23 protein-coding genes are annotated in these 25,170 nt (G+C 72.0%); 10 read left to right on the forward strand and 13 right to left on the reverse strand.

Annotation, left to right across the window (positions count from 1 at the left end; genetic code table 11):
* Window positions 1-97 precede the first annotated feature (97 nt).
* The 10 genes from LIV37_RS06730 to LIV37_RS06775 all read right to left on the reverse strand — a co-directional run bounded on the left by LIV37_RS06730 (window position 98) and on the right by LIV37_RS06775 (window position 12,224).
* Window positions 98-856 (reverse strand): (2Fe-2S)-binding protein, encoded by a 759-nt coding sequence (locus LIV37_RS06730; protein WP_020866344.1) that lies wholly within the window; start codon window positions 854-856, stop codon window positions 98-100.
* On the reverse strand, window positions 849-1,847 hold the full coding sequence (meaB, locus tag LIV37_RS06735; RefSeq protein ID WP_020866345.1) for a methylmalonyl Co-A mutase-associated GTPase MeaB: 999 nt from the start codon (window positions 1,845-1,847) through the stop codon (window positions 849-851). The genes LIV37_RS06730 and meaB overlap by 8 nt, the downstream gene beginning before the upstream one ends.
* Window positions 1,847-4,075 (reverse strand): methylmalonyl-CoA mutase, encoded by a 2,229-nt coding sequence (scpA, locus tag LIV37_RS06740; protein WP_121825751.1) that lies wholly within the window; start codon window positions 4,073-4,075, stop codon window positions 1,847-1,849. Before scpA ends, meaB begins: the two co-directional genes overlap by 1 nt.
* A complete protein-coding gene (gene mutA / locus LIV37_RS06745) occupies window positions 4,072-5,958 on the reverse strand; it encodes a methylmalonyl-CoA mutase small subunit (protein ID WP_121825750.1) in 1,887 nt (628 codons plus the stop codon). The genes scpA and mutA overlap by 4 nt, the downstream gene beginning before the upstream one ends.
* 231 nt (window positions 5,959-6,189) lie before the next feature.
* Window positions 6,190-7,425, reverse strand: a complete 1,236-nt coding sequence (locus tag LIV37_RS06750; RefSeq protein WP_020866348.1) for a cytochrome P450 family protein — start codon at window positions 7,423-7,425, stop codon at window positions 6,190-6,192.
* A gap of 194 nt (window positions 7,426-7,619) precedes the next feature.
* The gene (locus LIV37_RS06755; RefSeq protein WP_020866349.1) at window positions 7,620-8,837 is read right to left on the reverse strand and encodes an MAB_1171c family putative transporter; all 1,218 of its coding nucleotides are present in this window, start codon (window positions 8,835-8,837) and stop codon (window positions 7,620-7,622) included.
* Entirely contained in the window at window positions 8,797-9,459 is a 663-nt protein-coding gene (locus tag LIV37_RS06760) for an ImmA/IrrE family metallo-endopeptidase (RefSeq protein WP_020866350.1), read from the reverse strand. The genes LIV37_RS06755 and LIV37_RS06760 overlap by 41 nt, the downstream gene beginning before the upstream one ends.
* Window positions 9,446-9,973, reverse strand: a complete 528-nt coding sequence (locus LIV37_RS06765; RefSeq protein ID WP_020866351.1) for a helix-turn-helix domain-containing protein — start codon at window positions 9,971-9,973, stop codon at window positions 9,446-9,448. The genes LIV37_RS06760 and LIV37_RS06765 overlap by 14 nt, the downstream gene beginning before the upstream one ends.
* Window positions 9,974-10,252: 279 nt before the next feature.
* Window positions 10,253-10,423: a hypothetical protein gene (locus LIV37_RS06770; protein ID WP_020866352.1), complete on the reverse strand. Its 171-nt coding sequence runs from the start codon at window positions 10,421-10,423 to the stop codon at window positions 10,253-10,255.
* Between the two features lie 181 nt (window positions 10,424-10,604).
* A complete protein-coding gene (locus LIV37_RS06775) occupies window positions 10,605-12,224 on the reverse strand; it encodes an FAD-dependent monooxygenase (protein ID WP_251983272.1) in 1,620 nt (539 codons plus the stop codon).
* Window positions 12,225-12,339: 115 nt separating this feature from the next.
* On the opposite strand from LIV37_RS06775, the gene LIV37_RS06780 reads away from it, so the two are divergent.
* The 4 genes from LIV37_RS06780 (at window position 12,340) to LIV37_RS06795 (ending at window position 18,460) form a co-directional block, all read left to right on the forward strand.
* Window positions 12,340-12,936, forward strand: a complete 597-nt coding sequence (locus LIV37_RS06780) for a TetR/AcrR family transcriptional regulator C-terminal domain-containing protein (protein WP_020866354.1) — start codon at window positions 12,340-12,342, stop codon at window positions 12,934-12,936.
* Between the two features lie 250 nt (window positions 12,937-13,186).
* The gene (locus LIV37_RS06785) at window positions 13,187-15,511 is read left to right on the forward strand and encodes a glycosyl hydrolase family 95 catalytic domain-containing protein (protein ID WP_121825749.1); all 2,325 of its coding nucleotides are present in this window, start codon (window positions 13,187-13,189) and stop codon (window positions 15,509-15,511) included.
* A gap of 119 nt (window positions 15,512-15,630) precedes the next feature.
* The gene (locus LIV37_RS06790) at window positions 15,631-17,190 is read left to right on the forward strand and encodes a bifunctional phosphatase PAP2/diacylglycerol kinase family protein (protein ID WP_020866356.1); all 1,560 of its coding nucleotides are present in this window, start codon (window positions 15,631-15,633) and stop codon (window positions 17,188-17,190) included.
* A 97-nt stretch (window positions 17,191-17,287) separates the two neighbouring features.
* Window positions 17,288-18,460, forward strand: coding sequence for a DMT family transporter (locus LIV37_RS06795; RefSeq protein WP_121825748.1), 1,173 nt, complete (start codon window positions 17,288-17,290; stop codon window positions 18,458-18,460).
* Window positions 18,461-18,497: 37 nt separating this feature from the next.
* Here LIV37_RS06795 and LIV37_RS06800 read toward each other — a convergent pair whose 3' ends face one another.
* On the reverse strand, window positions 18,498-18,764 hold the full coding sequence (locus LIV37_RS06800; RefSeq protein WP_274596689.1) for an Lrp/AsnC ligand binding domain-containing protein: 267 nt from the start codon (window positions 18,762-18,764) through the stop codon (window positions 18,498-18,500).
* A 211-nt stretch (window positions 18,765-18,975) separates the two neighbouring features.
* Between LIV37_RS06800 and LIV37_RS06805 the strand changes: the two genes are divergently transcribed.
* Window positions 18,976-19,752 (forward strand): Rossmann-fold NAD(P)-binding domain-containing protein, encoded by a 777-nt coding sequence (locus LIV37_RS06805; RefSeq protein WP_148717867.1) that lies wholly within the window; start codon window positions 18,976-18,978, stop codon window positions 19,750-19,752.
* Here LIV37_RS06805 and LIV37_RS06810 read toward each other — a convergent pair.
* A complete protein-coding gene (locus LIV37_RS06810; RefSeq protein WP_020866360.1) occupies window positions 19,658-20,545 on the reverse strand; it encodes an NAD(P)-dependent oxidoreductase in 888 nt (295 codons plus the stop codon). The two genes, LIV37_RS06805 and LIV37_RS06810, sit on opposite strands and share 95 nt — an antisense overlap.
* A gap of 142 nt (window positions 20,546-20,687) precedes the next feature.
* On the opposite strand from LIV37_RS06810, the gene LIV37_RS06815 reads away from it, so the two are divergent.
* Together LIV37_RS06815 and LIV37_RS06820 are read left to right on the forward strand one after the other, a co-directional pair.
* Window positions 20,688-21,023, forward strand: a complete 336-nt coding sequence (locus LIV37_RS06815) for a winged helix-turn-helix transcriptional regulator (RefSeq protein WP_121825746.1) — start codon at window positions 20,688-20,690, stop codon at window positions 21,021-21,023.
* Between the two features lie 98 nt (window positions 21,024-21,121).
* Window positions 21,122-22,462 (forward strand): MFS transporter, encoded by a 1,341-nt coding sequence (locus LIV37_RS06820; protein WP_121825745.1) that lies wholly within the window; start codon window positions 21,122-21,124, stop codon window positions 22,460-22,462.
* Window positions 22,463-22,486: 24 nt separating this feature from the next.
* Here the strand turns inward: LIV37_RS06820 and LIV37_RS06825 are convergent, their stop codons facing one another.
* The gene (locus LIV37_RS06825) at window positions 22,487-22,954 is read right to left on the reverse strand and encodes an ATP-binding protein (RefSeq protein WP_020866363.1); all 468 of its coding nucleotides are present in this window, start codon (window positions 22,952-22,954) and stop codon (window positions 22,487-22,489) included.
* A gap of 225 nt (window positions 22,955-23,179) precedes the next feature.
* Here LIV37_RS06825 and LIV37_RS06830 point away from each other — a divergent pair, with 225 nt between their 5' ends.
* Genes LIV37_RS06830 through LIV37_RS06840 form a run of 3 tightly spaced genes read left to right on the forward strand, consistent with a single transcriptional unit; the run spans window position 23,180 to window position 25,151 of the window.
* On the forward strand, window positions 23,180-24,037 hold the full coding sequence (locus LIV37_RS06830) for a helix-turn-helix domain-containing protein (protein ID WP_020866364.1): 858 nt from the start codon (window positions 23,180-23,182) through the stop codon (window positions 24,035-24,037).
* 2 nt (window positions 24,038-24,039) lie between these two features.
* On the forward strand, window positions 24,040-24,336 hold the full coding sequence (locus LIV37_RS06835) for a DUF397 domain-containing protein (protein WP_020866365.1): 297 nt from the start codon (window positions 24,040-24,042) through the stop codon (window positions 24,334-24,336).
* Window positions 24,333-25,151, forward strand: coding sequence for an SAM-dependent methyltransferase (locus LIV37_RS06840; RefSeq protein WP_020866366.1), 819 nt, complete (start codon window positions 24,333-24,335; stop codon window positions 25,149-25,151). The genes LIV37_RS06835 and LIV37_RS06840 overlap by 4 nt, the downstream gene beginning before the upstream one ends.
* The last annotated feature ends 19 nt before the right edge of the window (window positions 25,152-25,170 follow it).

A 25,170-nucleotide genomic window follows, 5' to 3' on the forward strand; every position in this document is an offset into this window, starting at 1 on the left:
GGGAGACCGTCCCCCTCGGGAGACCGTCCCCTCGGGAGACCGTCCGCCTCGGGAGGCCGCCTGCCTCGGAAGGCCGTCCCCTGGGAGGTCGTCCGCCTCACCCCGGCGTGCCGCGCCCACTCCCCCGCCCCGGCGCCTCGCGCAAGACGCAGTCGCCGCACAACCCGCCACCCGGCACCCGGTAGTAGAGACAGCAGGTGCGGCGCCGATAGCCGAGGGGCGCGGTGCTCAGGGTGCCCGCGTCACTCAGCGGCGGGTGGTCGAGTTGGGCGCGCGCCAGCTCGACGGCCCGGTCCGCCGCCTCGGCGAGGCCGCGCGCCCGGCACCAGTCGTGCAGCACCCGCAGCGAACCGGTCAGCGCCGAGGCCGCGTTGCCCCACAGCAGCCGCCCCGAGACCCGGTACGCCCGCTCGATGGCGTGGTGCAGCGGCATCAGATGGACGAACGCCGCGGTGCCCAGCTGACCGGCGAGTCCTCCCGGTTCGCCCATCACGGACGGCGCGCCGGGCCACCACAGGTCGTCGGGGGCGACACACCCGGGGTTCCACCACAGCCGGTCGGGCCGGAGGTGGGGCACCGCGCCGGAGAGGGCCGCCGGGCCGAGCGCGAGCGACCACACCCGGGCGGCGAGCCCCTGGAAGACGAGCGACGCCGCGACCCTCGGCTCATCGGTGCGCAGGCTCGCGGCGACCGCCTCGACACGGGCGCGCAGCACCGGTCCGGCGGCGCCCGTGCCGGTCAGCCGGTACGCCTCGCCGATCCGCGCGTACCCCTCCGCGCTCGGATCGCCGCTGCCGGTGCGCAGCGCGAAGAACGGCCCGGCCCGTGCCGCGTCCGGCAGCGGCGCCTCATCCACCGTCAGCCGGGGGCTGGAACGCCGCCAGCAGCCGGTCCGCCGCCAGCGTGGCCGTCAGCGTGCCCTCGCGGACCCGCTGCTCCAGCTCGGGCCCGAGCCGCCGCACCTCGGGGTGGGCGTGCAGCCGCGCGAGCAGCTGGTCGCGCACCATGGACCAGGTCCAGTCCACCTGCTGGTCGCGCCGCTTGGCGTGCAGCGCGCCCGTGGCCTCCAGCACCCGGCGGTGCTGCTCCAGGCGCTCCCACACCACGTCGAGCCCGGTGGACTCGCGGGCGCTGCAGGTGAGCACGGGCGGGTTCCAGGGCGCGTCCGGCGGCTGCAACAGCCGTAGCGCGCCCGCCAGTTCACGGGCCGCCGACTTGGCGTCCCGAGCGTGCGGTCCGTCGGCCTTGTTGATGGCGACCACGTCGGCCAGTTCCAGGACGCCCTTCTTGATGCCCTGGAGCTGATCGCCGGTGCGGGCCAGGGAGAGCAGCAGGAAGGAGTCGACCATGTTGGCCACCGCGGTCTCGGACTGGCCCACGCCCACGGTCTCCACCAGCACCACGTCATAGCCCGCGGCCTCCATGACGACCATGGACTCGCGGGTGGCGCGGGCGACCCCGCCCAGCGTCCCGGCGCTGGGCGAGGGCCGTACGAAGGCGTCGGGGTCCACCGCCAGCCGCTCCATCCGGGTCTTGTCGCCCAGGATGGAGCCGCCGGTGCGGGTCGACGAGGGGTCGACGGCCAGCACCGCGACCTTGTGGCCGGCCCCGGTGAGCATGGTGCCCAGGGCGTCGATGAAGGTGGACTTGCCGACACCGGGCACCCCGCTGATGCCGATCCGACGGGCCCCGCCGGTGTGCGGAAGCAGCTCGACCAGCAGCCGCTGTGCGAGGTCGTGGTGGTCGGGGCGGGTGGACTCGACAAGCGTGATGGCACGCGCGATGTACGCGCGCTTGCCGTCGAGTACGCCCTTGGCATACTCCTCGATGTCGATCGTCCGTGGCATTACAGCTCGTGGCCGAGGTCGGCGGCCAGCTTCCGCACCAGGTCGTGGGCGGCGTCGGGGATGACCGTGCCCGGCAGGAAGACGGCGGCCGCACCGGCCTCGTGCAGGGTCTGGACGTCCTGCGGCGGGATGACTCCGCCGACCACGATCGTGATGTCCTCGCGCCCCGCCTCGGCCAGCTGCTCGCGCAGCGCGGGCACCAGCGTGAGGTGGCCGGCCGCGAGCGACGACACGCCGACGATGTGCACATCGGCCTCCACCGCCTGCCGCGCGACCTCCTCGGGGGTCTGGAACAGCGGGCCGACGTCCACGTCGAAGCCCAGGTCGGCGAAGGCGGTGGCGATCACCTTCTGGCCGCGGTCATGCCCGTCCTGGCCCATCTTGGCGACCAGGATGCGCGGGCGGCGACCCTCCTCGCGCTCGAACGCCTCGACCAGCGTGCGGGTGCGGTCCACGCCGGACGACGGTCCGGCCTCGTCTCGGTACACACCGGAGATCGTACGGATCTGGCCGGAGTGGCGGCCATAGACCTTCTCCAGCGCGTCGGAGATCTCGCCGACGGTGGCCTTGGCGCGCGCGGCGTCCACGGCCAGCGCCAGCAGATTGCCCTCCAGACCGGTGCCGGGACCGGATTCGGCGGCCGCGGTCAGGGCGCGCAGCGCGTCCTGGCAGACGGCCTCGTCGCGCTCGGCGCGCAGCCGCCGCAGCTTCTCGATCTGCTGCGCGCGCACCACGGAGTTGTCGACCGCGCGGACCTCGATCGTCTCATCGCTGTCCACCCGGTACTTGTTGACGCCGATCACCGGCTGGCGGCCGGAGTCGATGCGCGCCTGGGTGCGGGCCGCGGCCTCCTCGACGCGCAGCTTGGGGATGCCCGCGTCGATGGCCTTGGCCATGCCACCGGCCGCCTCGACCTCCTCGATGTGCTGCCAGGCCCGCCGCGCCAGGTCGTACGTCAGCTTCTCGACGTACGCGCTGCCGCCCCACGGGTCGATGACCCGGGTGGTGCCCGACTCCTGCTGGAGCAGGATCTGGGTGTTGCGGGCGATGCGCGCGGAGAAGTCGGTGGGCAGCGCGAGCGCCTCGTCCAGGGCGTTGGTGTGCAGCGACTGGGTGTGGCCCTGGGTGGCGGCCATGGCCTCCACACAGGTGCGCGCCACGTTGTTGTAGACGTCCTGGGCGGTCAGCGACCAGCCGGAGGTCTGCGAATGGGTGCGCAGGCTGAGCGACTTGGGGTTCTTCGGGTCGAACTGCTTGACCAGCTTGGCCCACAGCAGCCGCGCCGCCCGCAGCTTGGCGACCTCCATGAAGAAGTTCATGCCGATGGCCCAGAAGAACGACAGCCGGGGAGCGAAGGCGTCCACGTCCATCCCGGCGTCCATACCGGCCCGCAGGTACTCCACACCGTCGGCGAGGGTGTACGCCAGCTCCAGATCGGCCGTGGCCCCGGCCTCCTGGATGTGGTAGCCGGAGATGGAGATGGAGTTGTAGCGCGGCATCCGCTGCGAGGTGAAGGCGAAGATGTCGGAGATGATCCGCATCGACGGCTGCGGCGGATAGATGTAGGTGTTGCGGACCATGAACTCCTTGAGGATGTCGTTCTGAATGGTCCCGGCCAGCTTCTCGGGCAGTACGCCCTGTTCCTCGGCGGCCACGATGTAGAGCGCGAGCACGGGCAGCACCGCGCCGTTCATCGTCATCGACACGCTCATCCGGTCCAGCGGGATGCCGTCGAAGAGCTGCCGCATGTCGTAGATGGAGTCGATGGCCACACCCGCCATGCCGACGTCACCGGTCACCCGGGGGTGGTCGCTGTCGTAGCCCCGGTGGGTGGGCAGGTCGAAGGCGACCGACAGGCCCTTCTGACCGGCCGCGAGGTTGCGGCGGTAGAAGGCGTTGGACTCCTCGGCGGTGGAGAAGCCCGCGTACTGCCGGATGGTCCAGGGCTGGTTGACGTACATCGTCGGGTACGGGCCGCGCAGATAGGGCGCGGCGCCGGGGTAGGTGCCCAGGAAGTCGACGCCCTCGAGGTCCTCGGTGGTGTAGAGCGGTTTGACCCCGATGCCCTCGGGGGTGTCCCACACCAGGTCCTCCACGCCCTTGCCCGCGCCGTTCTGGAACGCGGCGGCCCAGTCACCGGTGCTGGGCACCGGGCCTTCGGCCGGTCCGTCCAGATCGACCGCCGAGAAGTCCGGGATCTTCCCGGGCTCCACCGGAGAGCCCGTCATCGCGCCACCCCCATGGTGTCCAGAGCCGAGGTGAGCACCTCGACCGCGTCGCAGCCCGCGAAGACGTATCCGTCCACTCCGGCCCGCTCGTACTCGTCCTGTTGTGCCCCCGGCCGGCCGGCCAGGTAGACCCGGACCGCCCCGGCCGCCTTCAGCCGCTCGGCCACGGCGGCCGCCTCCTCCGCGTACAGCTTGTCGCTGGAGCACAGGCAGGCCACGCGGGCGCCGCTGGCGGTGAACGCCTCGGCGACCGTCTCAGCGGTCACGGTGACCGGCTCGTGAACCGCCTCGATGCCGCCCGCCTGGAAGAGGTTGGCGGTGAAGGAGGCGCGGGCGGTGTGCGCGGCGGCGGGGCCCAGCGCGGCCAGGAAGATCCTGGGCCGGCCGCCCTCGGCTGCCAGATGGGCGTCGGAGCGGGTGCGCAGCGCCTCGTACGCCTCGTCGCGGCGCACCCTCGGCAGTCCGCCGCCGGGCTGCTCGGGCGCGGGCTCGCGTTCGACGGGCCGCTCGGCGAGGTCCGGGAACTCGCTGACGCCGGTGATCGGCTCCTTGCGGCGGGCGAGGGCGCGGCCGCGGCGGGCCCAGGTCTCCGCGAGCCGGTCGCGGACCAGCCCGGAGGCGAGGGCCTCGGCCATGCCCCCGGCGCGCTCGATCTCCTGGAACCAGGCCCAGGCTGCGCGGGCGACGTCGTCGGTGAGCTTCTCGACGTACCAGGAGCCGCCGGCCGGGTCGATCACCCGGGCCAGATGCGACTCCTCCAGCAGGATCGTGGAGGTGTTGCGGGCGATGCGCCGGGCGAAGTCGTCGGGGAGGCCGATCGCGCTGTCGAAGGGCAGCACGGTGACCGCGTCCGCGCCGCCGACGCCCGCGGCGAGGGTGGCCACGGTGGTGCGCAGCATGTTCACCCAGGGGTCGCGCCGGGTCATCATCACCGGCGAGGTCACCGCGTGCTGGCGCTGGGCGCGCGCCTCGGCGGGCGCGCCGCACGCCTGCGCCACACGCGCCCACAGGCGCCGGGCGGCCCGGAGCTTGGCGATGGTGAGGAACTGGTCGGCGGTGGCCGCGTAGCGGAACTCCAGTTGCGCGCAGGCGGCTTCGACGCTCAGCCCCTCCCCGGTGAGGGTGCGCAGATACGCCACGGCGGCGGCGAGGGAGCAGCCGAGCTCCTCGGCGGCTCCGGCGCCCGCCTCGTGGTACGGCAGCGCGTCCACGGCGAAGGCCCGCACCCCCGGGTGGTCACGGTCGCAGGTCAGCGCGAGGTCGGCGGCGGCGGCCAGCTGCCCGGCCAGGCCCTCGTCGCGTCCGGTACGGGCCGCGAGGCCCAGCGGGTCCGCGCCGAGGTTGCCGAGCGCGGCACCGGGCGGCACCTCACGGCCGGCGTAGAGCCGCAGCAGGGCGCGGGCGGCCTCCTCGAAGTCCGCGCCCGCGTCGAGGGCGACGGTGGCGAGGTCGAGATAGACCCCCTTCAGCGCCTCGGGCAGGGCGTCCACGGGCACCCCGGCCGCGCCGACGGCGAGCCAGACCGAACCGGCGCCGTTCTCCAGGTCGGCGAGGATCGCCTGGTTGGTGCGCGCCGGATCGGGGTGGGCGTGGCGCTGGCGCACGTCCCAGCCGGATACGGCGGAGCCCTCGGCCCGGCCGCCGCGCACGAAGGGCGCGAAGCCGGGGAATCCGGCGTCCTCGGGGGCGTCGTCGGCGGTGTAGAGGGGCTGGACGGTGATTCCGTCCTCGAGTGCGGTCGCGAGGGCCTCTTCGGCCTCGGCGCCCACAGCGTCCGAAGTGCCGGTTTTACGCAGCACGCCTTCGACGAGGTGGCGCCATTGGTCTCGCGTCACTTCCGGGAAATCGTCGGCTAGGGGAAGCCCGTCGGGCAGGACCGTCATAGGAGGAGGCTAATGCGGTCCGCTAAAGCCGGAGCAGTGGTTTGGGCTGTGAGCTTACTCTCTAGTGATCTATGAGGTGAGTCCTAGGGATTTCAGGGGTAGCGCCGCATGGCACCCCGGGCACACAGAGGCCCGCCCGGTGCGACGGGGGATGCACACCGGGCGGGCTCGAAGACCTTTTTACCGCATCGGCGGGGGGTTATGCATCAAAAACCTGTTCGCTTCCCCCGATCACCATGCGACAGGCAGCGAGATCAGGCCACGCGCGCGGATCGTCGGCCGCCACTGGAGCCGCTCCCTCGGGACGTCCAGCCGCAGCGCCGGGAAACGGCGAAGCAGCGCGGCCAGAGCGGTTTCCATCTCCATTCGGGCCAGCGGCGCGCCGAGGCAGTAGTGGATGCCATGGCCGAGCGCAAGGTGACCGGACCGGCCAAGATGTGGATTGAACTCGTCCGGATCCTTGAACTGGGCCGGGTCACGGTGGGCCGAGGCCACCGACAGCAGCACGGTCTCCCCGGCGGGGATGGTCACACCGCCGATCTCGATGTCCTCCAGCGGGAAGCGGCGGATCCCCAGCGACACCGGGCCCTCGCACCGTGCCAGCTCGTCGAAGGCGGCCGCGAGACCGCTCGGATCATCGCGCAGCTCCTGGAGGACCGTGGGGTGGTCGAGCAGGGTGAGCACCGAATTGGCGATGAGATGGACGGTGTTCTCGTAGCCCGCGAGGAGGATGAGGAAGGCGAGCGAGGTCAGTTCGTCCTCGCTGAGCCTGCCGTCGCCGTCCCCGTCCCCCGCCTCGTCGTCACGGACCCGGATCAGATCAGAGAGCAGATCGTCCGCGGGTTCGGCGCGCTTCTTCGCGATCAGCTCGGTGTAGAAGCGCAGCATGCTGCCGACCGCTTCCTTCGCCGCCCGCGGCCGCGCCGGATCGGGCGTGATCAGGGCGTCGCTCCAGGCCCGGAAGTCGCGCCGGTCGCGCTGCGGGACGCCGAGCAGATCGCAGATGACGATGATGGGCAACTGCCCGGCGTAGACGGCCAGGAGATCCGCGCGGCCCTCGGGCTCGATCGCGTCGAGCAGTTCCTCGGCGACCCGCCGGACCGGTTCGCGCATCTTCTCCACGCGGCCGGGGGTGAACGCCTTGACCACCAGCCGGCGCACCCGGGTGTGGTCCGGCGGGTCCATGTTGAGCAGATTGGCGTCGAGGGCGGGCGGCAGGGAGAAGCCGCTGTAGTTCCCCGGTGCGGCGTGGCGCTTGTCCAGGGCGAGGCGCGGATCGGCGAACAGCCGCCGCACATCCTCGTAACGGGTCACCAGCCAGGCGGGGCGTCCGTCGGTGCCGGCGATCCGGTGGACCGGGCCGGCCTCGCGCAGCTTGGCCAGGGCCGGGTAGAGGTCCTCGATCAGCGGGGCGGTGTCAACGAGCTCCGGGCCGTCCGTTCCGGCGGCGTTCGCGGTGTTCTGCATGGATCCCGACTCTAGGCCGTGGCGTCCCCGGTGCCTGGACGGGTGGGCCATTCCAGCCCGTCCAGGCGATGTGCACGCCGGTGGTGAATGGTGGTGGCCGGGAGGCGGCGCCGGGGCTGAATCTCCCCGGCGCCGCCTGTGCCACGGGCGGCCCCGACCCCCGTCCAGGGCCACCTCGTCTGTGATCCCCCCGTTCACCGCCGCTGGGCGGCGGTCCCCTCTCTCAGTTCCGCGAGCACCTCGTCCACCAGCGGCAGGTGGTAGACGTCGGCGACGCGGGCCAGATGCTCGTGCTCCTCCACCAGTTCGGCCCCTGTCGTCACCACCACGCTGTCCGCCGCGGACTCCGGCACATGTCCTGCCGCTTGATTCAGCAAACCGCGTCTGAGCGCCGCTGCTTCCACTACGGCAGCAAGTTGCCAATCGTCGAGTCGCGCCGCGCCGCCCTTGACATGCGCGATCTCCAGCGCGCGGGCCTCCACATGACGCCGTACGCCGCGCTGGACGTCCCGGATCTCCGCCATCTGACGGTTGGCCCGCCACTCCAGATCCGCGAACGGCCACCAGCCGGTCCAGCGGGCCTGCCCCATGGACACCTCGGGGGCCTGTTCGGTGACCTCCCGCCACAGTGGCCGCAGCCTCCGGAAGCGGCGCCACGCGGAGGCCCGCGGGCCCACGGCGGGGATGGCGAAACCGGCCAGCACCAGGAGCGCGGCGACCGACGCGGTCAGCGGGGCCACTCCGTTGGAGAGCCAGTACAGCTCGTGGCCCGCCCAGGAGAAGACGAAACCGATCAGCTTGCAGGCGCAGTACGCCAGTCCCAGCCAGCATCCGGCGGCCAGCACCCGCAGCCCCCGGGCCAGCCATGAGCCGCGCAGGCTGGCGGCGTAGCGCGGGCACAGGATGCCGAGCCCCGCCAGACCGGCTCCGAAAATGGCCAGATACAGCGCCAGGAAGAGGACCACTCCGGGGGCGTCGGCGTAGGCGGTGCTGAAGTCGCGGGGGTGCTCCACGGCGTCCGGGCGGCCCACCGCGAAGCCGACGACGGCCACCGTCCACGCCACCGCCACGGCGGCGACCACCGCGCGGGGCGGCACCGCGGAGCCCGTCCAGCGCAGCAGCAGCACCAAGGCGCCGGTGGCGAACACCACGACGGAGGAGTAGAGGAAGACCATGGCGAGATTGGCGACGCCCACCAGCCCGTCGAACCAGCGGTAGACGCTGGGCGCGGAGAGCAGGAACACGTTCGCCACGGCCGCGGTCATCACACACGCCAGGCCGAGATCGGCGTTGGCACGGTCGCGGAACCAGGCGCGGGCCTTGTAACCGGCCATTGCCCAGGCGGCGGCGCCGAAGCACAGATAGACGAGGTCAAACACCGGCGTCACCGCCCGGTTCACCGCGTACGCCATCGGTACGGTCGGCCCCGTCGGTGCGCACATGGCGCAGCGCCGGGCCCAGCGCCGCGGCGAGTTCGGCCGCCCGGCCCTCGAGCGGCAGCCCGTGGTCCGGCGAGGTCGGCACCACACGCTCCATCAGGAGGGTGCCGAGCACCTCGGTCTCGCGCTCGGTGAGGTTGTCGTAGCAGTGGTGGCGGGCGAAGTCCGGGGTCATCCCCAGCCGGCGCATCGCGGTGGTCACGTCGACCGACGGCGTCCACATCCGCAGCGCGTCCTCGGTGACCGCCGGGTCCTGCTCGTGTCCGAGCAGCAGATGGCCGATTTCATGCAGCACGATATGGATCTGGTGCCAGGGGGACGTCCTGAGCTCGTAGAAGATCCAGTAGTCCTCGTCGGTGGAGGCGGTCATGCCCGAGACCACACCACCCAGGCTCATCGGCACCAGATGGACGGGGCGTCCGACGCGGCGGGCCACGAGGTCGCACAGACCGGGCAGGTCGGTCGAGGCGGGCAGCCCGAGCTCCTTGATGAGCTGCTTGCACCGCCGCCGTATCCGGCCCACTCGCATGCCTGTACCACCCTCGTTTCCGGTCCGCTGCCAGGAGGAGAACAGTTCCGGGTCATCGGCGGCCATTCGTCGCCCCGCCGTCCGGACCGCCCGAACCGTCCGCCTCTCCAACGCCGTTCGTACCGGGCGGCTCGGGCGGAAGGTTCATCTGCTGCCGGAACTGGGAGATGATCGTGGTGAGACTGTCCTGGACCTCTGGCGGGAGGCCCACGGAGCGCAGCGCGATGCTGCGGACCCGCTTGTCGCGCATGGCGACGAGGAACCGTACCTCCTCCTCGACCCGCTCCGCCTGCGAAGGCGACAGATCGCCCAGCAGATAACCGACGGGCACGGCGAAGAACTTGGCGAGCGCCCGCAGCACATCCGGGCTGGGGTTGGTGCGCCTGCCGTTGCGCAGCATCGACAGATACTGCTCGGTCAGGCTCACCCCGCCGTACTCCTCGCCGCCGCTGATCTCCTCGGCGACATACGCGTTGGTGTACGGCGCGCCCGGCGGGTGCATGGTGGTGAACAGGTAGTTGAGCCGGTCCGCCAGCGGGCTGCCGGCCGCGTCCGGTGACCTGTCTCCACCCGCTGCCATCTGCGCCCCCTCACGGCTGCTCCCGGGCTCGCACACCCTCACGGTTGGTTAAGGCGTACGACGCCGCCCGATGCATCCTGCCATGTGCCGCGCGGGGCACACCAGCCCGGCGCCGCATCGCGGGGGTGGAGGACTTAACTACCAGTTGGTAGCTGAGCCGGAAGGGTGATCCGTCGGGCGAGGGAGGCGACCGGCCGACGGCCGCGATGTCCGCTTGTTGCCAGCGGCCGCGGCCGGCGACCGGTGTCCTCCCTCGCTCTCAGCGCGTGCGCCGGGCCATCAGTCCACGCTCTGGAGGATGTGCGGCTCGGCGAGGTCGTCCTCGTAACCGGCGAGCCGGATGGGCGCGGAACGCGCCCATACCTCCAGACTGCCCACCTCGGCGGCCTGCACGAACCGCCCGCTGTTATCGGCGCGTGCGTCGTCGCTCTGCGTTTGTTCGGGGGTCACCGCACACTCCCTCGTGTCGGCCGAACCGGATCTGTCGTCAGATTAACCAGCGCCTGAACGCTCCGCGCGTCGATTCTCAGGGTGTGGACAACGAGCCGCCGCCGGGACCGCGTCCCGCGCCCGGTGGCCGCGGGGGGCCATCCGTGGTGAGCTGGTACGTACGAGACCCACCGAACACGTCTCACTTGGTGGACAGCGCGGTATCCCAGGCGACATGGCCGTCGGGGCGCACCAGGACCGTACGCCGCCCCGCCCAGCCGTCGTGGGTGGTGGTGGGGCGCGCGGTCACGGCCCGTATCCGGTCCGGGCTCCCGGCGATCGCCCCGGCGGCGGCGCGGGCGGCGGCGGCATCGGGGCCGTCGCCGCCGGAGCCGAGGTGGAGCAGTACGAAGCGCCCGTCGGCCAGGAGCGGATACAGGCTGGGCCCGGGCGCCCCGTCCAGCCCGAGGTCGGGGGCGCGGGTGCCGGTGAGAGCCTGTGTCATATCCCCGGTCGGATCAGCGTGCGGCGTCTGGTGCGTGCGATCGCAAGGCGCCGGAGCGTCCTCGTGGCGGAGCCACGTGGGCGTTTCGGCAACGCGGCGAGCGTGCGTGCCAGGCGTCGCACGCCCGGCCGGGGATATGACACAGGCTCTGAGCCGGCCGGCCGCCGGGTCCGCCGGGTAGGCCACGTCCAGCGCGGAGAGCTCCCCGGCGAACTGCCGGTTCACCGCCGGATGGGCGGCCAGGAGCCGGCCGAACACCGAGCGCAGGGCCTGTACGTCGGGCGTGCGCGTGGCGCCGAGCACGGTCTGGGCCTGGGTGTTCTCCAGCAGCGCGGTCCCCACGGGGTGGCGCTCGGCGTGGTAGGTGTCCAGGAGCCCGTCGGGCGCGCGGCCCTGGCACACCGCGGCCAGCTTCCACCCGAGGTTGAAGGCGTCCTGGAGCCCCACATTGAGGCCCTGGCCGCCCATGGGCATGTGCATATGCGCCGCGTCCCCGGCGAGCAGGACGCGGCCGTCGCGGTAGCGGGCGGCCTGCCGGGCGGCGTTGCCGAACCGGGACAGCCAGCGGGGTGCCCGCATCCCGAAGTCCGTGCCCGCGACCTGGCGCACATATCCGCGCAGTTCCTCGAAGGTGAGCGGCCGGTCGGCGGGGATGGTGAGGGAGTCCCTGGTGGAGCCCGCGATGCGGTGGTGCCCGTCGGCCAGCGGGACGATCAGGAAGCCCCCGTACTCGCTGTCGACCGAGGGGACCGACGGTGGCGCGTCGAGCACCACATCGCCGAGGAAACCGGTGACCGTGGTCCCGGTGCCGGGGAAGTCGATCCCGGCGGAGGTCCGTACGGCGCTCCCGGCCCCGTCGCAGCCCACCACCCACGCCGTGCGCAGGGTGTACGTCCCGTCCGGGCCCGCCACGTCCACCTCGGCGCCGTCCGCGTCCTGGCGCACCTCCAGCGCCCGGTGCCGCCAGCGGATCTCCCCGCCCAGCGCCCGCAGCCGCTCCTCCAGCAGTTGCTCGGTGCGGAGCTGCGGCAGGACCAGCGTGTACGGGAAGCGGGTGTCCAGTACGGAGAAGTCCAGCCGGACCGGCAGCCCGCCGTAGTGCCCGGTGGGTACGGGCGCGCCCTCGCGGACGAACGGCTCGGCGAGACCGCGCATCGCCAGCACCTCCAGGCTGCGCGGATGCAGGGTCAGCGCCTTGGAGTGCGGGCTGCGGGCGGCCGCGCGCTCGATCACGGTGACGTCCACGCCCACCAGCCGCAGCTCGGCGGCGAGCAGCAGCCCCACGGGTCCGGCCCCCACCACGACGACGTCGTTCACCACACCATCTCCCTCGCTCTTCTTTTCCGATCCCGGCCTCTTGATCCAGGATCAATGATCCGGCCCCAGTAGACTTGATCCCGGATCAAGACGCAAGCGGAGGGAGAGCGACGGCATGGGCCTGGACCGCACGGCCGTGGTGACGGCGGCGCTGGAACTGCTCGACGAGGCGGGGCTGGACAAGCTCACGATGCGCAAGGTCGCCGAGCGGCTGGGCGTGCAGCTCAACACCGTCTACTGGCACGCCTCCAGCAAGCCCCGGCTGCTGGAGCTGATGGCCGACGCGATGCTCGAGGGATGCGCCGCCGCGCCGCTCCCGGAGCCCTGGGACGAACGGGCGCAGACGCTCGCCCACCGCTATCGCGCCGCGCTGCTCTCCCGCCGCGACGGCGCCCGGGTCGTGGCCGGGACGTATGTCGCCGAGGAGCACACCCTGCGCTTCGCGGACGCCATGGCGGGCGCGTTCCTCAGCGGTGGCCACGGCCCCGCCGAGGCGGGCTGGCGGACCTGGTCGCTGGTGTACTTCACGCTCGGCCTGACCCAGGAGGAGCAGGCCGCCCAGGGCATCGGCGGCATGGAGTCGCTGCTGCGGGCGGCCGCCGCCGAGCGCTTCCCCTCCCTCGCCGCGGTCACGGAACACTTCGGCGACTTCGAGCACCGCTTCCGGCATGGCGTCGGGCTGATCGTCAGGGGCCGGGAAGCGAGCGCGTAACCCGCCCGCCTCCGGACCAGGAGATCCGAGGTCTTGCCGCGCCCGCCCGCGTGCGGGCGCCATTTTCGCCTGCCACCCCCGTCGTCCATCCGATGTTTATGACTCCCGAGGGGTTCCGGTTCCGCCACAGGGGCTGCATCATGCCCGAGGGGTTCAGATCGAGGAACCTCAGGCATGTACGTGACCGCCGCCGCGCCCCGCCGCCCCCGCCGAAGAACACCCGCACCCCGGTTCACACCCCTGGAGCGTCATGTCATCCGCACCCACCAGAAGGACCGTCGTCGGCACCGCCATGGCCGCGGGCGCCGCCGCCGGACTCGCCGGCCCGGCCACCGCGTACGCCGACGGGCCGCAGACCCCCGCCGCGGCCGCCCACCCCGCGGGGGACCCCTGGGCCACGGTCCTCGCCGACGCCGACATGGTGTGGCAGAAGATGCCGCAGACCTGGTACGAGGGCCCCTTCCTCGGAAACGCCCTGCTCGGCTCGGGCATTTACGCCGAGCCGGGCGACGGACACGCGGTGCGCTTCAATGTGCAGCACAGCGAGGTCCAGGACCACCGGCCGGAGTTCGGCTCCCTCTTCGGGCTCGCGCGGCTGCCCATCGGGTACTTCACCCTGGAGCCGGTCGGCGCCATCACCGCCGTCGACTGGCGGCTGCGGCTGCGCGACGCCGAGCTGACCGGGACCATCACCACCGACAAGGGCACGCTCAGCCTCCGCGCCCTGGTGCACAACTCACGCTCCGTCATGGCCGTCGAGGTGACCCCGAGCGCCGGTGAGGCCGCGTTCCGCTGGGTGTTCCACCCCGCCGAGGCCATCAGCCCGCGGGTCGACTTCAAACCCGTGCCCGACGGCTACACCGGCAACCCCCCGGCCGTCGTCGAGGACCACCACGGCGTCCAGGCCGCCGTGCAGCCGCTGCTCGCCGGCGGACAGCATGTGACGGCCTGGCGGGAGCGGACCCGCGCCGGGCGGCGGACGCTGTACGTCACCGTGGCCCACTCCCACCCCAGGCGCACCGCGCGCGACCGCGCGCTCAAGGACATCGGGTCCGCCTCGGCGCTCCCCTACGACGCCCTCGCCCCCACCCATCGCGCCTGGTGGCACGCCTACTACCGGAAGAGCTTCCTCTCCCTACCCGACGCCCGGCTCCAGCGCTTCTACTGGATCCAGCTGTACAAGGTGGCCGCGGCCGCGCGCGCCGACGCCCCCGTGATGGCCACCTCGGGGCCCTGGCTGGAGTCCACCCCGTGGCCCGCCACCTGGTGGAACCTCAATGTGCAGCTGGAGTACTGGCTGATCCACGGCTCCAACCACCTCGAACTCGACGCGGTGACACGGGCGCTCGGCGAATTCCGCGACAACCTCTCCAACCAGCTCGACGCCCCGTACCGCAAGGACTCGGCGGGCATCCCCCGCACCACCGACATCCATCTGATCAACGGCGGCGCGGTGGCCAACGGCGGCTTCGCGGTCGGCATCCCCGGCCAGGACCCGCCCACCCCCGAGGTCGGCAACCTCACCTGGGCGCTGCACAACGTATGGCTGACGTACCGCCACACCATGGACGAGTCGGTGCTGCGCGAGGTGGTCTATCCGCTGCTGCGCAAGGCCATCGCCTACTACCTCCACTTCCTCACCCCCGGCAGCGACGGCAAGCTGCATCTGCCCGCCACCTTCTCGCCCGAGTACGGCGTCAACGCGCCCGACTGCAACTACGACCTGATGCTGCTGCGCTGGGGCTGCGCCACCCTCCTGGACTCGGCCCGGATCCTCGGCGTCAAGGACCCCTCCGCGCCGCGCTGGCGGGAGGTGCTGGCCAAGCTCACGCCGTACCCCGTCGACGAGAACGGCTTCATGATCGGCGCGGGGGTGCCCTTCGCCAAGTCCCACCGCCACTACTCCCATATGCTCGCCGTCTATCCGCTGTACGAGGTCACCTGGGAGGACCCGGCCAAGCGCGAGCTGATCGAGACCTCCCTCAACCACTGGGTCGGCTTCGAGGGCGCGCTCCAGGGTTACACCTTCACCGGCGCCGCCTCGATGTCCGCGCAGATGGGGCGCGGTGAGGACGCGCTGAAGTACCTGGGCGAGCTGATGCGCCGCTTCATCCAGCCGAACACCATGTACAAGGAGTCCGGCCCGGTCATCGAGACGCCGCTGTCCGCCGCGCAGTCGCTGCACGACATGGTGTGCCAGAGCTGGGGCGGGGTGATCCGGGTCTTCCCCGCGCTGCCCGCCGCCTGGGATGAGCTGATGGTCCACGACTTCCGCACCCAGGGCGCCTTCCTGCTGAGCGCCGCCCGCGAGGGCGGCCGGACCCGTTGGGTGCGGCTGCGCAGCGAGGCGGGCGCGCCCTGTGTCGTACGGCACTCCCTGGACGGACCCATCGAGGTGCGGGACGGGCGCGGGCGGCGGCTGCCGTACGAGACCGTGGGCGCGGGCACGATCCGGATCGCGCTCACCAGGGGCCAGGAGGCGATCATCACCGCCCGCGGCGACCGCCCGGACCTGACGGTCCGCCCGGTCGAGGCGGGCGAGCCCGCGCCGCCCTGGGGCCTCCCCGCGTCCTGAACCGAGTGCCGAACCGCGTGCCGAAACGCGTCCCGAAACGCGCCCACGGTCTCCCGGCCTGGGCCCCGGCCGCCCACGGATGACGCGTGCCGACCGCCGTTCCGGGATACCCATCACGCATGAGACGCATCAGTGACTTCGACCGCCGGCTGTTCGCGCGGGTCGCGGACAGCCGGCTCCGCGGCGCCCATCCGCTGCTGCCCCGGCTCAGCCGGGCCGCCGACCACGGCCGGCTGTGGTTCGGCACGGCCGGAGTGCTCGCCACGGTCGGCGGCCGCACCGCGCGGCGGGCCGCGCTGCGCGGTGTGGGCTCGCTCGCCGCCGCCTCGCTCGTGTCGAACGTCGTGGTCAAGTGGACCGTGGAACGCAAGCGTCCGGTCCTCGACTCGGTGCCCCTGGTGCGCCGGCTGCGCCGGCAGCCATGGACCAGCTCCTTCCCCTCCGGGCACTCGGCCTCCGCCGCCGCCTTCGCCACCGGAGTGGCCCTGGAGTCCTCGCGGTACGGCCTGCTGGTCGCCCCGCTCGCCGCCGCCGTCGCCGCCTCCCGGGTGTACGTGGGCGTCCACTACCCCAGCGATGTGCTGGCCGGTATCGCCCTCGGCGCCGGGGCCGCCGCGCTGACCTGCCGCTACTGGCCGCCGCGCCCCGAGGTCCCGGCGCAGGCCCGGCCGCGGATCTCGGCACCCGCGCTGCCCAAGGGCGACGGTCTGGTCGTCATGGTCAACCAGCGGGCCGGTACGGGAACCCCCACCGGCGCGTTCACGGTCGCCGAACAGCTGCGGGTGCTGCTGCCCGCCGCGGACATCGTGGAGTGCGGGCCCGACGACGACTTCATGGGCCTGCTCCGGCAGGCCGCCCAGCGCGCCGCCGAGCGGGCCGGGGCGCTGGGCATCTGCGGCGGGGACGGCAGCGTCAACGCGGCCGCCACGATCGCGGCCGAACGCGGGCTGCCGCTCGCCGTGTTCCCCGGCGGCACCCTCGACCACTTCGCGCTGGACCTCGGCGTACCGGCCTTCGAGGACACCGCGCACGCCGTGGCCGAGGGCGACGCGGTGGCCGTGGACCTCGGCCGCGCCACGCCCCTCGCCGGCGGCGGCGAGACCAGCCACTTCGTCAACACCTTCAGCCTCGGCTTCTACCCGGAACTGGTGCGGATCCGGGAGAGCCTGCAAGGCCGGCTCGGCAAGTGGCCCGCGGCCACCGTCGCGCTCACCCGGGTGCTGCGCACCGCGCGCCCCATGGCGGTCGAGGTCAACGGGCGGCCGCGGCGGCTGTGGATGCTGTTCGCCGGCAACGGCGTCTACTCCCCGGAGGGTTTCGCGCCCACCTACCGTCAGCAGCTCGACGACGGGCTGCTCGACGTGCGGGCGATCGACGGCGAGGAGCGGCTGGCCCGCACCCGGCTGCTGTTCGCGGCGCTCACCGGCACGCTCGGCCGGTCACACGTCTATACGACGCGGCGAATGCGCCAACTGCGCCTGTCGGGCCTCCACGGCGTGGACAGCCGTGCCTACGACGGAGAGGTGGCCGCCGACCCCGCGGAGCAGCTGCTCATCGACAAGTGGCCGGGGGCGCTCACCGTCTACCGCCCCGCCGAGCCGCAGAACGAGCTGCTCCAAAGGGCCCGTACGGCGGCCGCGAAGGCACCCCATCGGTGGAGGGCCCTACTACGCAAGTAGTACGCACAAGTCTGTGCTCAAGGACGACGACGGGGGCACACCCCACCGTCAAGGATGAGGGCATGGACGAAGACCGATCGGCCCAGGGGGCCGCGACGTGACCTCCCTCGCGCTGTCTGTGCTGCTGGCCCTGGCCTCGGCGGTCTGCTACGCCGCCGGAGCCATACTCCAGGAGCATGTCGCGGCCACGACGCCGCGCCTCGCGTCCGCTCCGCTGCGGCGCGGGAGTTGGTGGACCGCGGTGACCCTCAACGGGACGGGCGCGGTCCTCCATGTGATCGCCCTGGCCTACGGCCCGCTGAGCGTGGTGCAACCCCTAGGGGCTCTCACGATCGTCTTCGCCCTCCCGATGGCGGCCTTGTTCGTCCGCCGCCGGGTCGGCGCGGCCGGCTGGCGGGGCGCGCTGCTGGCGACCGCGGGGCTCGCCGGGCTGCTCTCGCTGACCGGCTCCTCGCGGGCCCAGGCGCTGGCCGAGCGGGACGGCTTCTGGCTGATCGTGATCACGGTCTCCGTCATCGCCGTGCTCATCGGGGCGGCTCGTCTGATGCGGTCGCCCGGGATCCGCAGCGTGCTGCTGGCGGCGGCCGCGGGGACGGCCTTCGGCGTCTCGTCGGTGGTCACCAAGAACGTGGCCGTGGAATGGACCTGGGACGCCTGGCAGGACGCCCTGCCCGGCCTGGTCACGATCGGGCTGCTGGCCTCGGGCGGGGTGCTGCTGTCCCAGGCGTCGTACCGGGGCGCCGGGCTGGCCTCGCCGCTGGCGACGGCGACCGTGGTCAACCCCGTGGTGGCCACCGCCGTCGGCATCGCCGCGCTGGGCGAGCACTTCCGGCACGGCGCGCCCGGCACGCTGCTGGCCCTGGTGGCGGCCCTCGTCGCGAGCACCGGCCTGGTGATGCTGACGGTGCACAACGCCGAGGCGGAGGCCGAATCGGAAGCGGCCGCCAAGGACGCCGAGGACGCCGAGGTCACGGTCGTCGAGGAGCCGGGCGCCCCCGGCCACAACGGTCGCGACGCCGCGGACGGAGCCGGTGGAGCCGGTGGAGCCGGCGGGCCGGGGGTTCCGGAGGGGCCCGGCGGACCCGGCCCGCACGAGGTGCCGGTCGGCCCCGACGTGCCCGCCGAGCCCGGCCCCTCGCTCCGTCTCCCCCACCCGATCCCCCGCCAGCCCACCGGCGACGAGGAGCCCGACCCCCACCTGTCCGACCCGCGCCTGCCCGACCCGCGCCTGCCCGACTGCGGCGAGGCCGTCCTGCAGCACCACGCCTAGTGCCGTGACCGCATAGGGGGATCATGCGGTCACGGCGTCAGCCGGGCGTGCCAAGGCGTGCGGGGGCGGTGTTGCTCACCTGCTGAAAGATGACCGACGTGCGGAAGCCGGTGATTTCACCGCGCTTGCTGAGCCGGTCGGTCAGGAAGGCATGCAGGTGGTCGAGGTCCTGCACCGCCACGTGCAGCGGGAAGTCGTCGCCTCCGGGGAGGACGAACACATGGTGGACTTCCGGCAGGCCGCTGGCGAAGCCCTTGAAGGCATCGATGACCACGCGGCTGAGGGGACGTACCTGAACTGACACGAGCGCCTGAACCCCGCGGTTGAGGGCCGCGGGGTCGATATCGGCGTGGTAGCCGCGGATGACGCCCCGTCGATGGAGCGCCCGAACCCGCTCCAGGCACGTCGCACTACCCGGACTGGCGGGACGGCCTCACCGACGCCCTTCGCCTGTCCGCCGCCATGACCTCCAAGTTCGCCGTGGCGGGCTGCCCAGCGGCGGAGGGAAGGCCGTCGTGGCCCTGCCGGAGGGGACGGCACTCGATGCCGGCCGACGTCGCGAGGTGCTGCGCGACGTGGCAGACGTCATCGACTCGTTCGGCGGGGCGTACGCCACCGGACCGGATGTCCGGACCGGCCCCGCCGACATGGCGCTGATCGGCGAAACCGCCCCCCACGTGTTCTGCCGGCCGACGCATCTGGGCGGCAGCGGCGACTCGTCCCCGCACACCGCGTGGGGGACGCTCGCCGCGCTGCGGGCCGTCAGCCGACGGCTGTACGACACCGCGAGTCCGAAGGGCCGCGGTCTCGCCGTGATGGGTCTGGGCCGCGTCGGCGCCGGCCTCGCCCGCCTCCTGGCCGCTGAAGGCGCCGCCCTGAGGGTCACCGACATCGACCCGGAGAAGCGGAGGATCGGCGATGAGCTCGGCGCTGTGTGGCGGGCGCCCGACGAGATCCTCACCGCGGACGTGGACATCCTCGTCCCTTCGGCGCTCGGCTCCGTCCTGACCGGGCAGAACGTCGCGGAGCTACGCTGCCGGGCCGTGGCCGGACCGGCGAACCGTCAACGACCTGCTGGAGACGGCGCGGCGCCTCGGCCAGACCCCGGCACAGGCGGCCGCCGAGCCGGCCGCACGCCGTCTGAGCGCCGCCTCGCCCCCGGCGGGGTCACCGGCACCGAGCGGTCGATGACCCCGGTCACCGGGGTGCGCCGGGCCGCCCCTGGCCGAGCAGCTCCACCAGCCCCGAGAGGCCCTCATGGCCATGGCCGCCGGCCACCCGGCGGGCCATGAGGTGGCCGATCGGGGCGATCAGTTCGGGGCTGATGCCCTGGTCCCGTGCGGAGCTGGTGAAGTTGGCATACGCGGCCGACTGCATGGCGAGGTTGGAGACCACCCCCGTGGCGTGGTCACCGGAGTCGATCTGCCGCGCGTAGCCGTCCACCGCCCCGGACATGGCGGTCAGCCAGCGCCCCACCAGCGGGGCGACATCGGCCGCCGCGACGCCGTCCGACCGTACGAGGGCGTAGGCGTGCAGCACGCCGGAGAACATCCCGTACATCGCGCTGAGCAGGGCGATGTCGTACAGCGGGGCACGGCCGGGGTCCTCGCCGAGGTGGTGGCTCTCGCCGAAGAGGTCCAGCACGGGCCGGTGGTCCGCGAAGGCGGCGGGCGAGCCGCTGTAGAGGAGGAAGGCGGCGGGTGACCCGATCATCGGCGGGACGGCCATGATGCCGCCGTCGAGGTACTGGGCACCGTGTCCGGCCGCCCACGCGGCCAGCTCGCGGGCCTGCCGCGGAGTGCCGTTGGTGAGGTTGACGACGGCCTTGCCGAACAGGGCGTCCCCGAGGGGGGCCAGCACCTGCCGTACGGAGTCGTAGTCGAGCAGACAGACCACCACCAGGGGGCTCGCCGCGACGGCCGCACCGGCCGTGGCGGCCGTCAGCGCGCCCTCGGCGGCGAGCGCCTCGGCCTTGGCCGCCGTACGGTTCCACACCGTCGTCCGGTGCCCGGCCCGCAGAAGGGCGCGGGCCAGGGCGGTGCCCATGTCGCCGAGGCCCAGCACCGTCACGGGGAAATCGCTCATTTCGGATGCTCCAGGGTTTCGATACCGCTTGGTCTCAGGGGTCCGGCGCGCCGATCACAGGCTCGTTCCCCGGCGGTAGTGTGGGCAAGTACGCACTAAATAGTGCGTACTTACCTTGAGGTCAGTGGGGGCGGGCGGGGCTTTGGGAAAGCAGCCTTATGTCTGTGGTCTGGACGCGGCCGTGGATGTGATCGACGGAAAGTGGAAAGTCCTGATCATCTGGGCGCTCAATCACCAACGGTGCCGTTTCGGGGAGTTACGGCGGCTGGTTCCGGGTGTGACCGAGAAGGTGCTGACGCAGCAGCTCAGGGAGTTGGAGGCGGACGGAATCGTCCACCGGGAGAGCTACGACATGAAGCCGCCGAAGGTGGAGTATTCGCTGACCGGGCTGGGCGACGAGCTGAATACGGCGCTGGGCCCGCTGGGCGCGTGGGGCAAGCGACGGATGGCGGCGCTGGAGGAGGCGGGGCAGGGCTGACTTCCGGGCCGGATGGGCACCCCGCCGCGGAAAGTCTTTTCCAACCTGCCCTCCGCGGGGTAGGGGTGTGGAGTTCACCCCGCTCACTTGGAGGCCCCGTGACCGACAGCGCTCCCCGGAGCCAACCACGCACTCCCTGGCGAGCCGTGTTCGGCGGCTCGATCGGAAATCTCGTCGAGTGGTACGACTGGTTCGTCTACGCCAGTTTCGCCACCTACTTCGCCGGAGCCTTCTTCCCCAAGGGCAACGACACGGCGCAGCTCCTCAACACCGCCGGGATCTTCGCGGTGGGCTTCTTCATGCGTCCCGTCGGCGGCTGGCTGCTGGGCCGGTTCGCCGACCGGCGCGGCCGCAAGGCGGCGCTCACCCTGACGGTGACGCTGATGTCGGCCAGCGCGCTGCTCATCGCCATCGCCCCGACCTATGACCAGGTCGGCTACTTCGGCGCGTTCGTGCTGCTGGTGGCGCGGCTGCTGCAGGGCCTGTCGGTGGGCGGTGAGTACGCGGCCAGCGCCACCTATCTCACCGAGGCGTCCCGGCCCGGCGGCCGCGGCTTCGTCTCCAGCTTCCAGTACGTGTCGATGACGGCGGGTCAGCTGATCGGCCTGGGCTTGCAGATCCTGCTGCAGCACACCATGTCCGACGACGCGCTGCACTCCTACGGCTGGCGCATTCCGTTCGTCGTCGGCGCCGTGGGCGCGGCCGTGGTCTTCTGGCTGCGGCGCAATCTGCTGGAGACCGAGGTCTACACCGAGGAGGAGGACCACCAGGGCCAGGAGCGGGGGACGATCGCCGAGCTGCTGCGCCACCGCAAGGAGGCGGCGCTGGTCATCGCGCTGACCATGGGCGGCACGGTCGCGTACTACACGTACACCACCTATCTCACCAAGTACCTGTCGAACACGGCCGGGATGAGCAAGTCCGACGCCTCGCTGGTGAGCTTCTGCGCCCTGTTCCTGTTCATGCTGTTGCAGCCGCTGGCCGGATCGCTCTCGGACCGGATCGGGCGCCGCCCGCTGCTGATCACCTTCGGTATCGGCTCGATGCTCTGCACCGTCCCCATCATGACCGCGCTCTCGCACGCCGACAGCTTCGCCGGGGCGCTGCTGCTCTCGCTCGCGGCGCTGGTCATCGTCACCGGCTACACCTCGATCAACGCCGTGGTGAAGGCCGAGCTGTTCCCCACCCATGTCCGGGCGCTCGGGGTGGCCCTGCCGTACGCGCTGGCCAACGCGCTGTTCGGCGGCACCGCCGAGTATGTGGCGCTGTGGTTCAAGAAGGGCGGCGTGGAGTCCGGCTACTACTGGTACGTCTCGGCATGTGCCGCGGTCTCGCTCGTCGTCTACCTGACCATGCGGGAGACCCGCGACGCCGCCCTCTCCCGGGGCCGCGCCGACGACCCGGCCGCCCCCGGGAAGCAGCGGACGACGGCGGTGTGACCGGCCGAGGGGCCGGTCCCGGCGTCAGCGGCCGGTGGTCACGCTCATCTGGGCCCAGACCACCCGTCCGCCGTTCACGCCCGGCCGGTCCCCCCACGCGTCGGCCAGGGCGCGGACCAGCGCGAGTCCGCGCCCGCACTCATCCTCCAGGCCGGCCTCCCGCGGTGTGGGGACGGCCGGTCCGCCGCCCTGGTCGGCGACCTCGACATAGAGCATCCGCCGCTCATGGGCGCGCAGTACACAGAGGATCTGCTCGCTCCCGGTGTGTACCAGGGCATTGGTGAACAGCTCGGACATCACCAGCTCGGCGGCCTCGCAGAGGTCCTCCGCGAAGCCCCACTCCGGCGCCCGGGACCGCACCCGGTGCCGGGCGATCGCGACCGAGGCGCCTCTGGCGGGCAGCTGGAACCTCTCCTGACGGAGGGCGGAGTCAACGCTCCCGGAGCTCGGGTGGTGGGCCATCGTCGAGCGCTGACGCAATGCCACGGCCATGTGCCTTCCGTCCGTCCTACCTGTGGGGGCGTGAATGCCGTACGTGAATGCCGCAAGTGCACGACACAGCAGCCACGTTGGACTGGTCACACCCGTCACTATCGTTGCTGCGAGCATCAGTTGGCAAGGCGCGATCTGCAAAATGCAGAATAGCCAGCGCACTCTGTTGCCCCCACCTCGTACGTGGCACACTGATCCTGACAAGACCGTCCCAGGAGGTACGACGTGGGTGAAGCGCGGTCTGCCCCGACCGTCGGGCAGATGGTCCTCGGCATGCGGCTGAGGGACCTTCGCGAAAAAGCCGGCGTCAGTTACGACGTGGCTGCCAGGGCGCTGCACGTCAACCAGACCACGGTGCGCAGGATGGAGAAGGCCGAAGTCGGCCTGAAACTGCCCTACGTAGAGAAGCTGTTGCAGACCTACGGCGCCGAGCAGCAGGAGATCGACTCCTTCCTCGCACTCGCCGAGGAGGCCAACCGGCCCGGCTGGTGGCACCGGTTCCGCGATGTGCTGCCGGACTGGTTCAGCCTCTATGTGAGCCTCGAGGGCGCCGCGAGCCGGATCCGCGCCTATGAGCCGCACTTCATACCCGGACTGCTGCAGACCGAGGACTACGCCCGCGCGCTGCTCTCCATCGGCTTCCCGCACGGGTCCGACCAGGAGCTCGAGCGCCGTGTGGCGCTGCGGATGGAGCGCCAGGAGCTGCTCAGCCGCCCGGACGCACCGCATCTGTGGGTCGTGATGGACGAGACGGTGCTCCGTCTGTCCATCGGCGGTCCCTCGGTGATGCGCGCCCAGGTCGACCGTCTGATCGAAACGGTGCAAAGACCGAACATCACCCTTCAGGTGGTGCCGTTCTCCGCCGGCCCCCACCCGGGCATGGGCGGACCCTTCCAGCTCTTCCGGTTCCAGATCCCGGAACTGCCGGACATCGTCTACGCCGAGGGCCTGACCGGCGCCGGCTATCTCGACCAACGTTCCGATGTGGTCGCCTATCTGGAAGCCCTGGACCGCATGGGCACCCAGGCCACACCGGCGCGGCGGACGGAGAACTTTCTCCGTGGGATTCGCAAGGAGCTCTGACTGTGGATCAGGTACATGTGTACAACGGCATGCCCGCCAAACATCTGGGAACCGAAGGCTGGGCCAAGCCCTGGAGCGGCCCCAACGGCGGTGCCTGCGTGGAGGTCATGCGGCTGAACGACGGGCGGGTGGCCCTGCGTCAGTCGACCGATCCGGACGGCCCCGCCCTGATCTACACCCATCACGAAATCGAGAAGTTCATCCAGGGCGCCAAGGCCGGCGCCGCGGACTTCCTGCTCACACGCCCAGAAAACCTGACCACCTCGGCGGGTACCGCACCGGAACGGAGGGCCGCGTGACCGACAACGGGCTCGCCCCTGACCAGATCGACACCACCAAGCCGCACCCGGCTCGGATGTACGACTTCTACCTCAACGGCAAGGACCACTACGAGGTCGACGCGGAGGCCGCCGGGCGGGTGCTGGAGGTCTATCCGACCGTCCGGCTCAACGCCACCGTCAACCGGGCCTTCATCCACCGCGCCACCCGCTGGCTGGCCCGGGAGGCCGGGGTCCGGCAGTTCCTCGACATAGGCACCGGCATACCCACCGAGCCCAACCTCCACCAGGTGGCCCAGTCGGTCACCCCGGATGCCCGGGTGGTCTACACCGACTACGACCCGATCGTGCTGGCCTACGCCCAAGCGCTGCTCGTCGGCACCCCCGAGGGCCGTACGGCCTATGTGCAGTCGGATGTGCGCGATCCCCAGCGGATCATGAGCGCCCCCGAACTGCATGAGACGCTGGACCTGGACCAGCCGGTGGCGGTCTCCGTGAACGCGCTCTTCCACTTCATTCCGGAGGAGGACAAGCCGTACGAGATCATCCGCGAGCTGATGGCGCCGCTGGCCCCGGGCAGCTTTCTGATGCTGACCCATTCCACGCATGACTTCTCCGAGGAGACCTGGCGGAACGTCATCCGGGTCTACAAGGAGAGCGGTATCTCCTTCATCACCCGCTCCCAGAGCGAGGTCGGGGCCTTCTTCGACGGTCTGGAGCTGATCGACCCGGGGGTGTCGGAGCCCCACCACTGGAATCCGGACCCCGAGGACCGGCCGGAGGACATCCGCAGCGCGGACATCAACATGTGGGCGGGAGTGGCCCGCAAGCCGTGACGCCTGCGGCGGGCCACGC

The sequence above is a fragment of the Streptomyces rapamycinicus NRRL 5491 genome, from assembly GCF_024298965.1.
Classification (GTDB): Bacteria; Actinomycetota; Actinomycetes; order Streptomycetales; family Streptomycetaceae; genus Streptomyces; species Streptomyces rapamycinicus.

Bases quoted from the DNA above. Each gene is read 5' to 3' on its own strand.
- meaB (WP_020866345.1), bottom strand. From the start codon at position 1,847: ATGCCACGGACGATCGACATCGAGGAGTATGCCAAGGGCGTACTCGAC.
- scpA (WP_121825751.1), bottom strand. From the start codon at position 4,075: ATGACGGGCTCTCCGGTGGAGCCCGGGAAGATCCCGGACTTCTCGGCG.
- mutA (WP_121825750.1), bottom strand. From the start codon at position 5,958: ATGACGGTCCTGCCCGACGGGCTTCCCCTAGCCGACGATTTCCCGGAA.
- LIV37_RS06750 (WP_020866348.1), bottom strand. From the start codon at position 7,425: ATGCAGAACACCGCGAACGCCGCCGGAACGGACGGCCCGGAGCTCGTT.
- LIV37_RS06755 (WP_020866349.1), bottom strand. From the start codon at position 8,837: ATGGCGTACGCGGTGAACCGGGCGGTGACGCCGGTGTTTGACCTCGTC.
- LIV37_RS06760 (WP_020866350.1), bottom strand. From the start codon at position 9,459: ATGGCCGCCGATGACCCGGAACTGTTCTCCTCCTGGCAGCGGACCGGA.
- LIV37_RS06765 (WP_020866351.1), bottom strand. From the start codon at position 9,973: ATGGCAGCGGGTGGAGACAGGTCACCGGACGCGGCCGGCAGCCCGCTG.
- LIV37_RS06780 (WP_020866354.1), top strand. From the start codon at position 12,340: ATGGGCCTGGACCGCACGGCCGTGGTGACGGCGGCGCTGGAACTGCTC.
- LIV37_RS06785 (WP_121825749.1), top strand. From the start codon at position 13,187: ATGTCATCCGCACCCACCAGAAGGACCGTCGTCGGCACCGCCATGGCC.
- LIV37_RS06790 (WP_020866356.1), top strand. From the start codon at position 15,631: ATGAGACGCATCAGTGACTTCGACCGCCGGCTGTTCGCGCGGGTCGCG.
- LIV37_RS06810 (WP_020866360.1), bottom strand. From the start codon at position 20,545: ATGAGCGATTTCCCCGTGACGGTGCTGGGCCTCGGCGACATGGGCACC.
- LIV37_RS06825 (WP_020866363.1), bottom strand. From the start codon at position 22,954: ATGGCCGTGGCATTGCGTCAGCGCTCGACGATGGCCCACCACCCGAGC.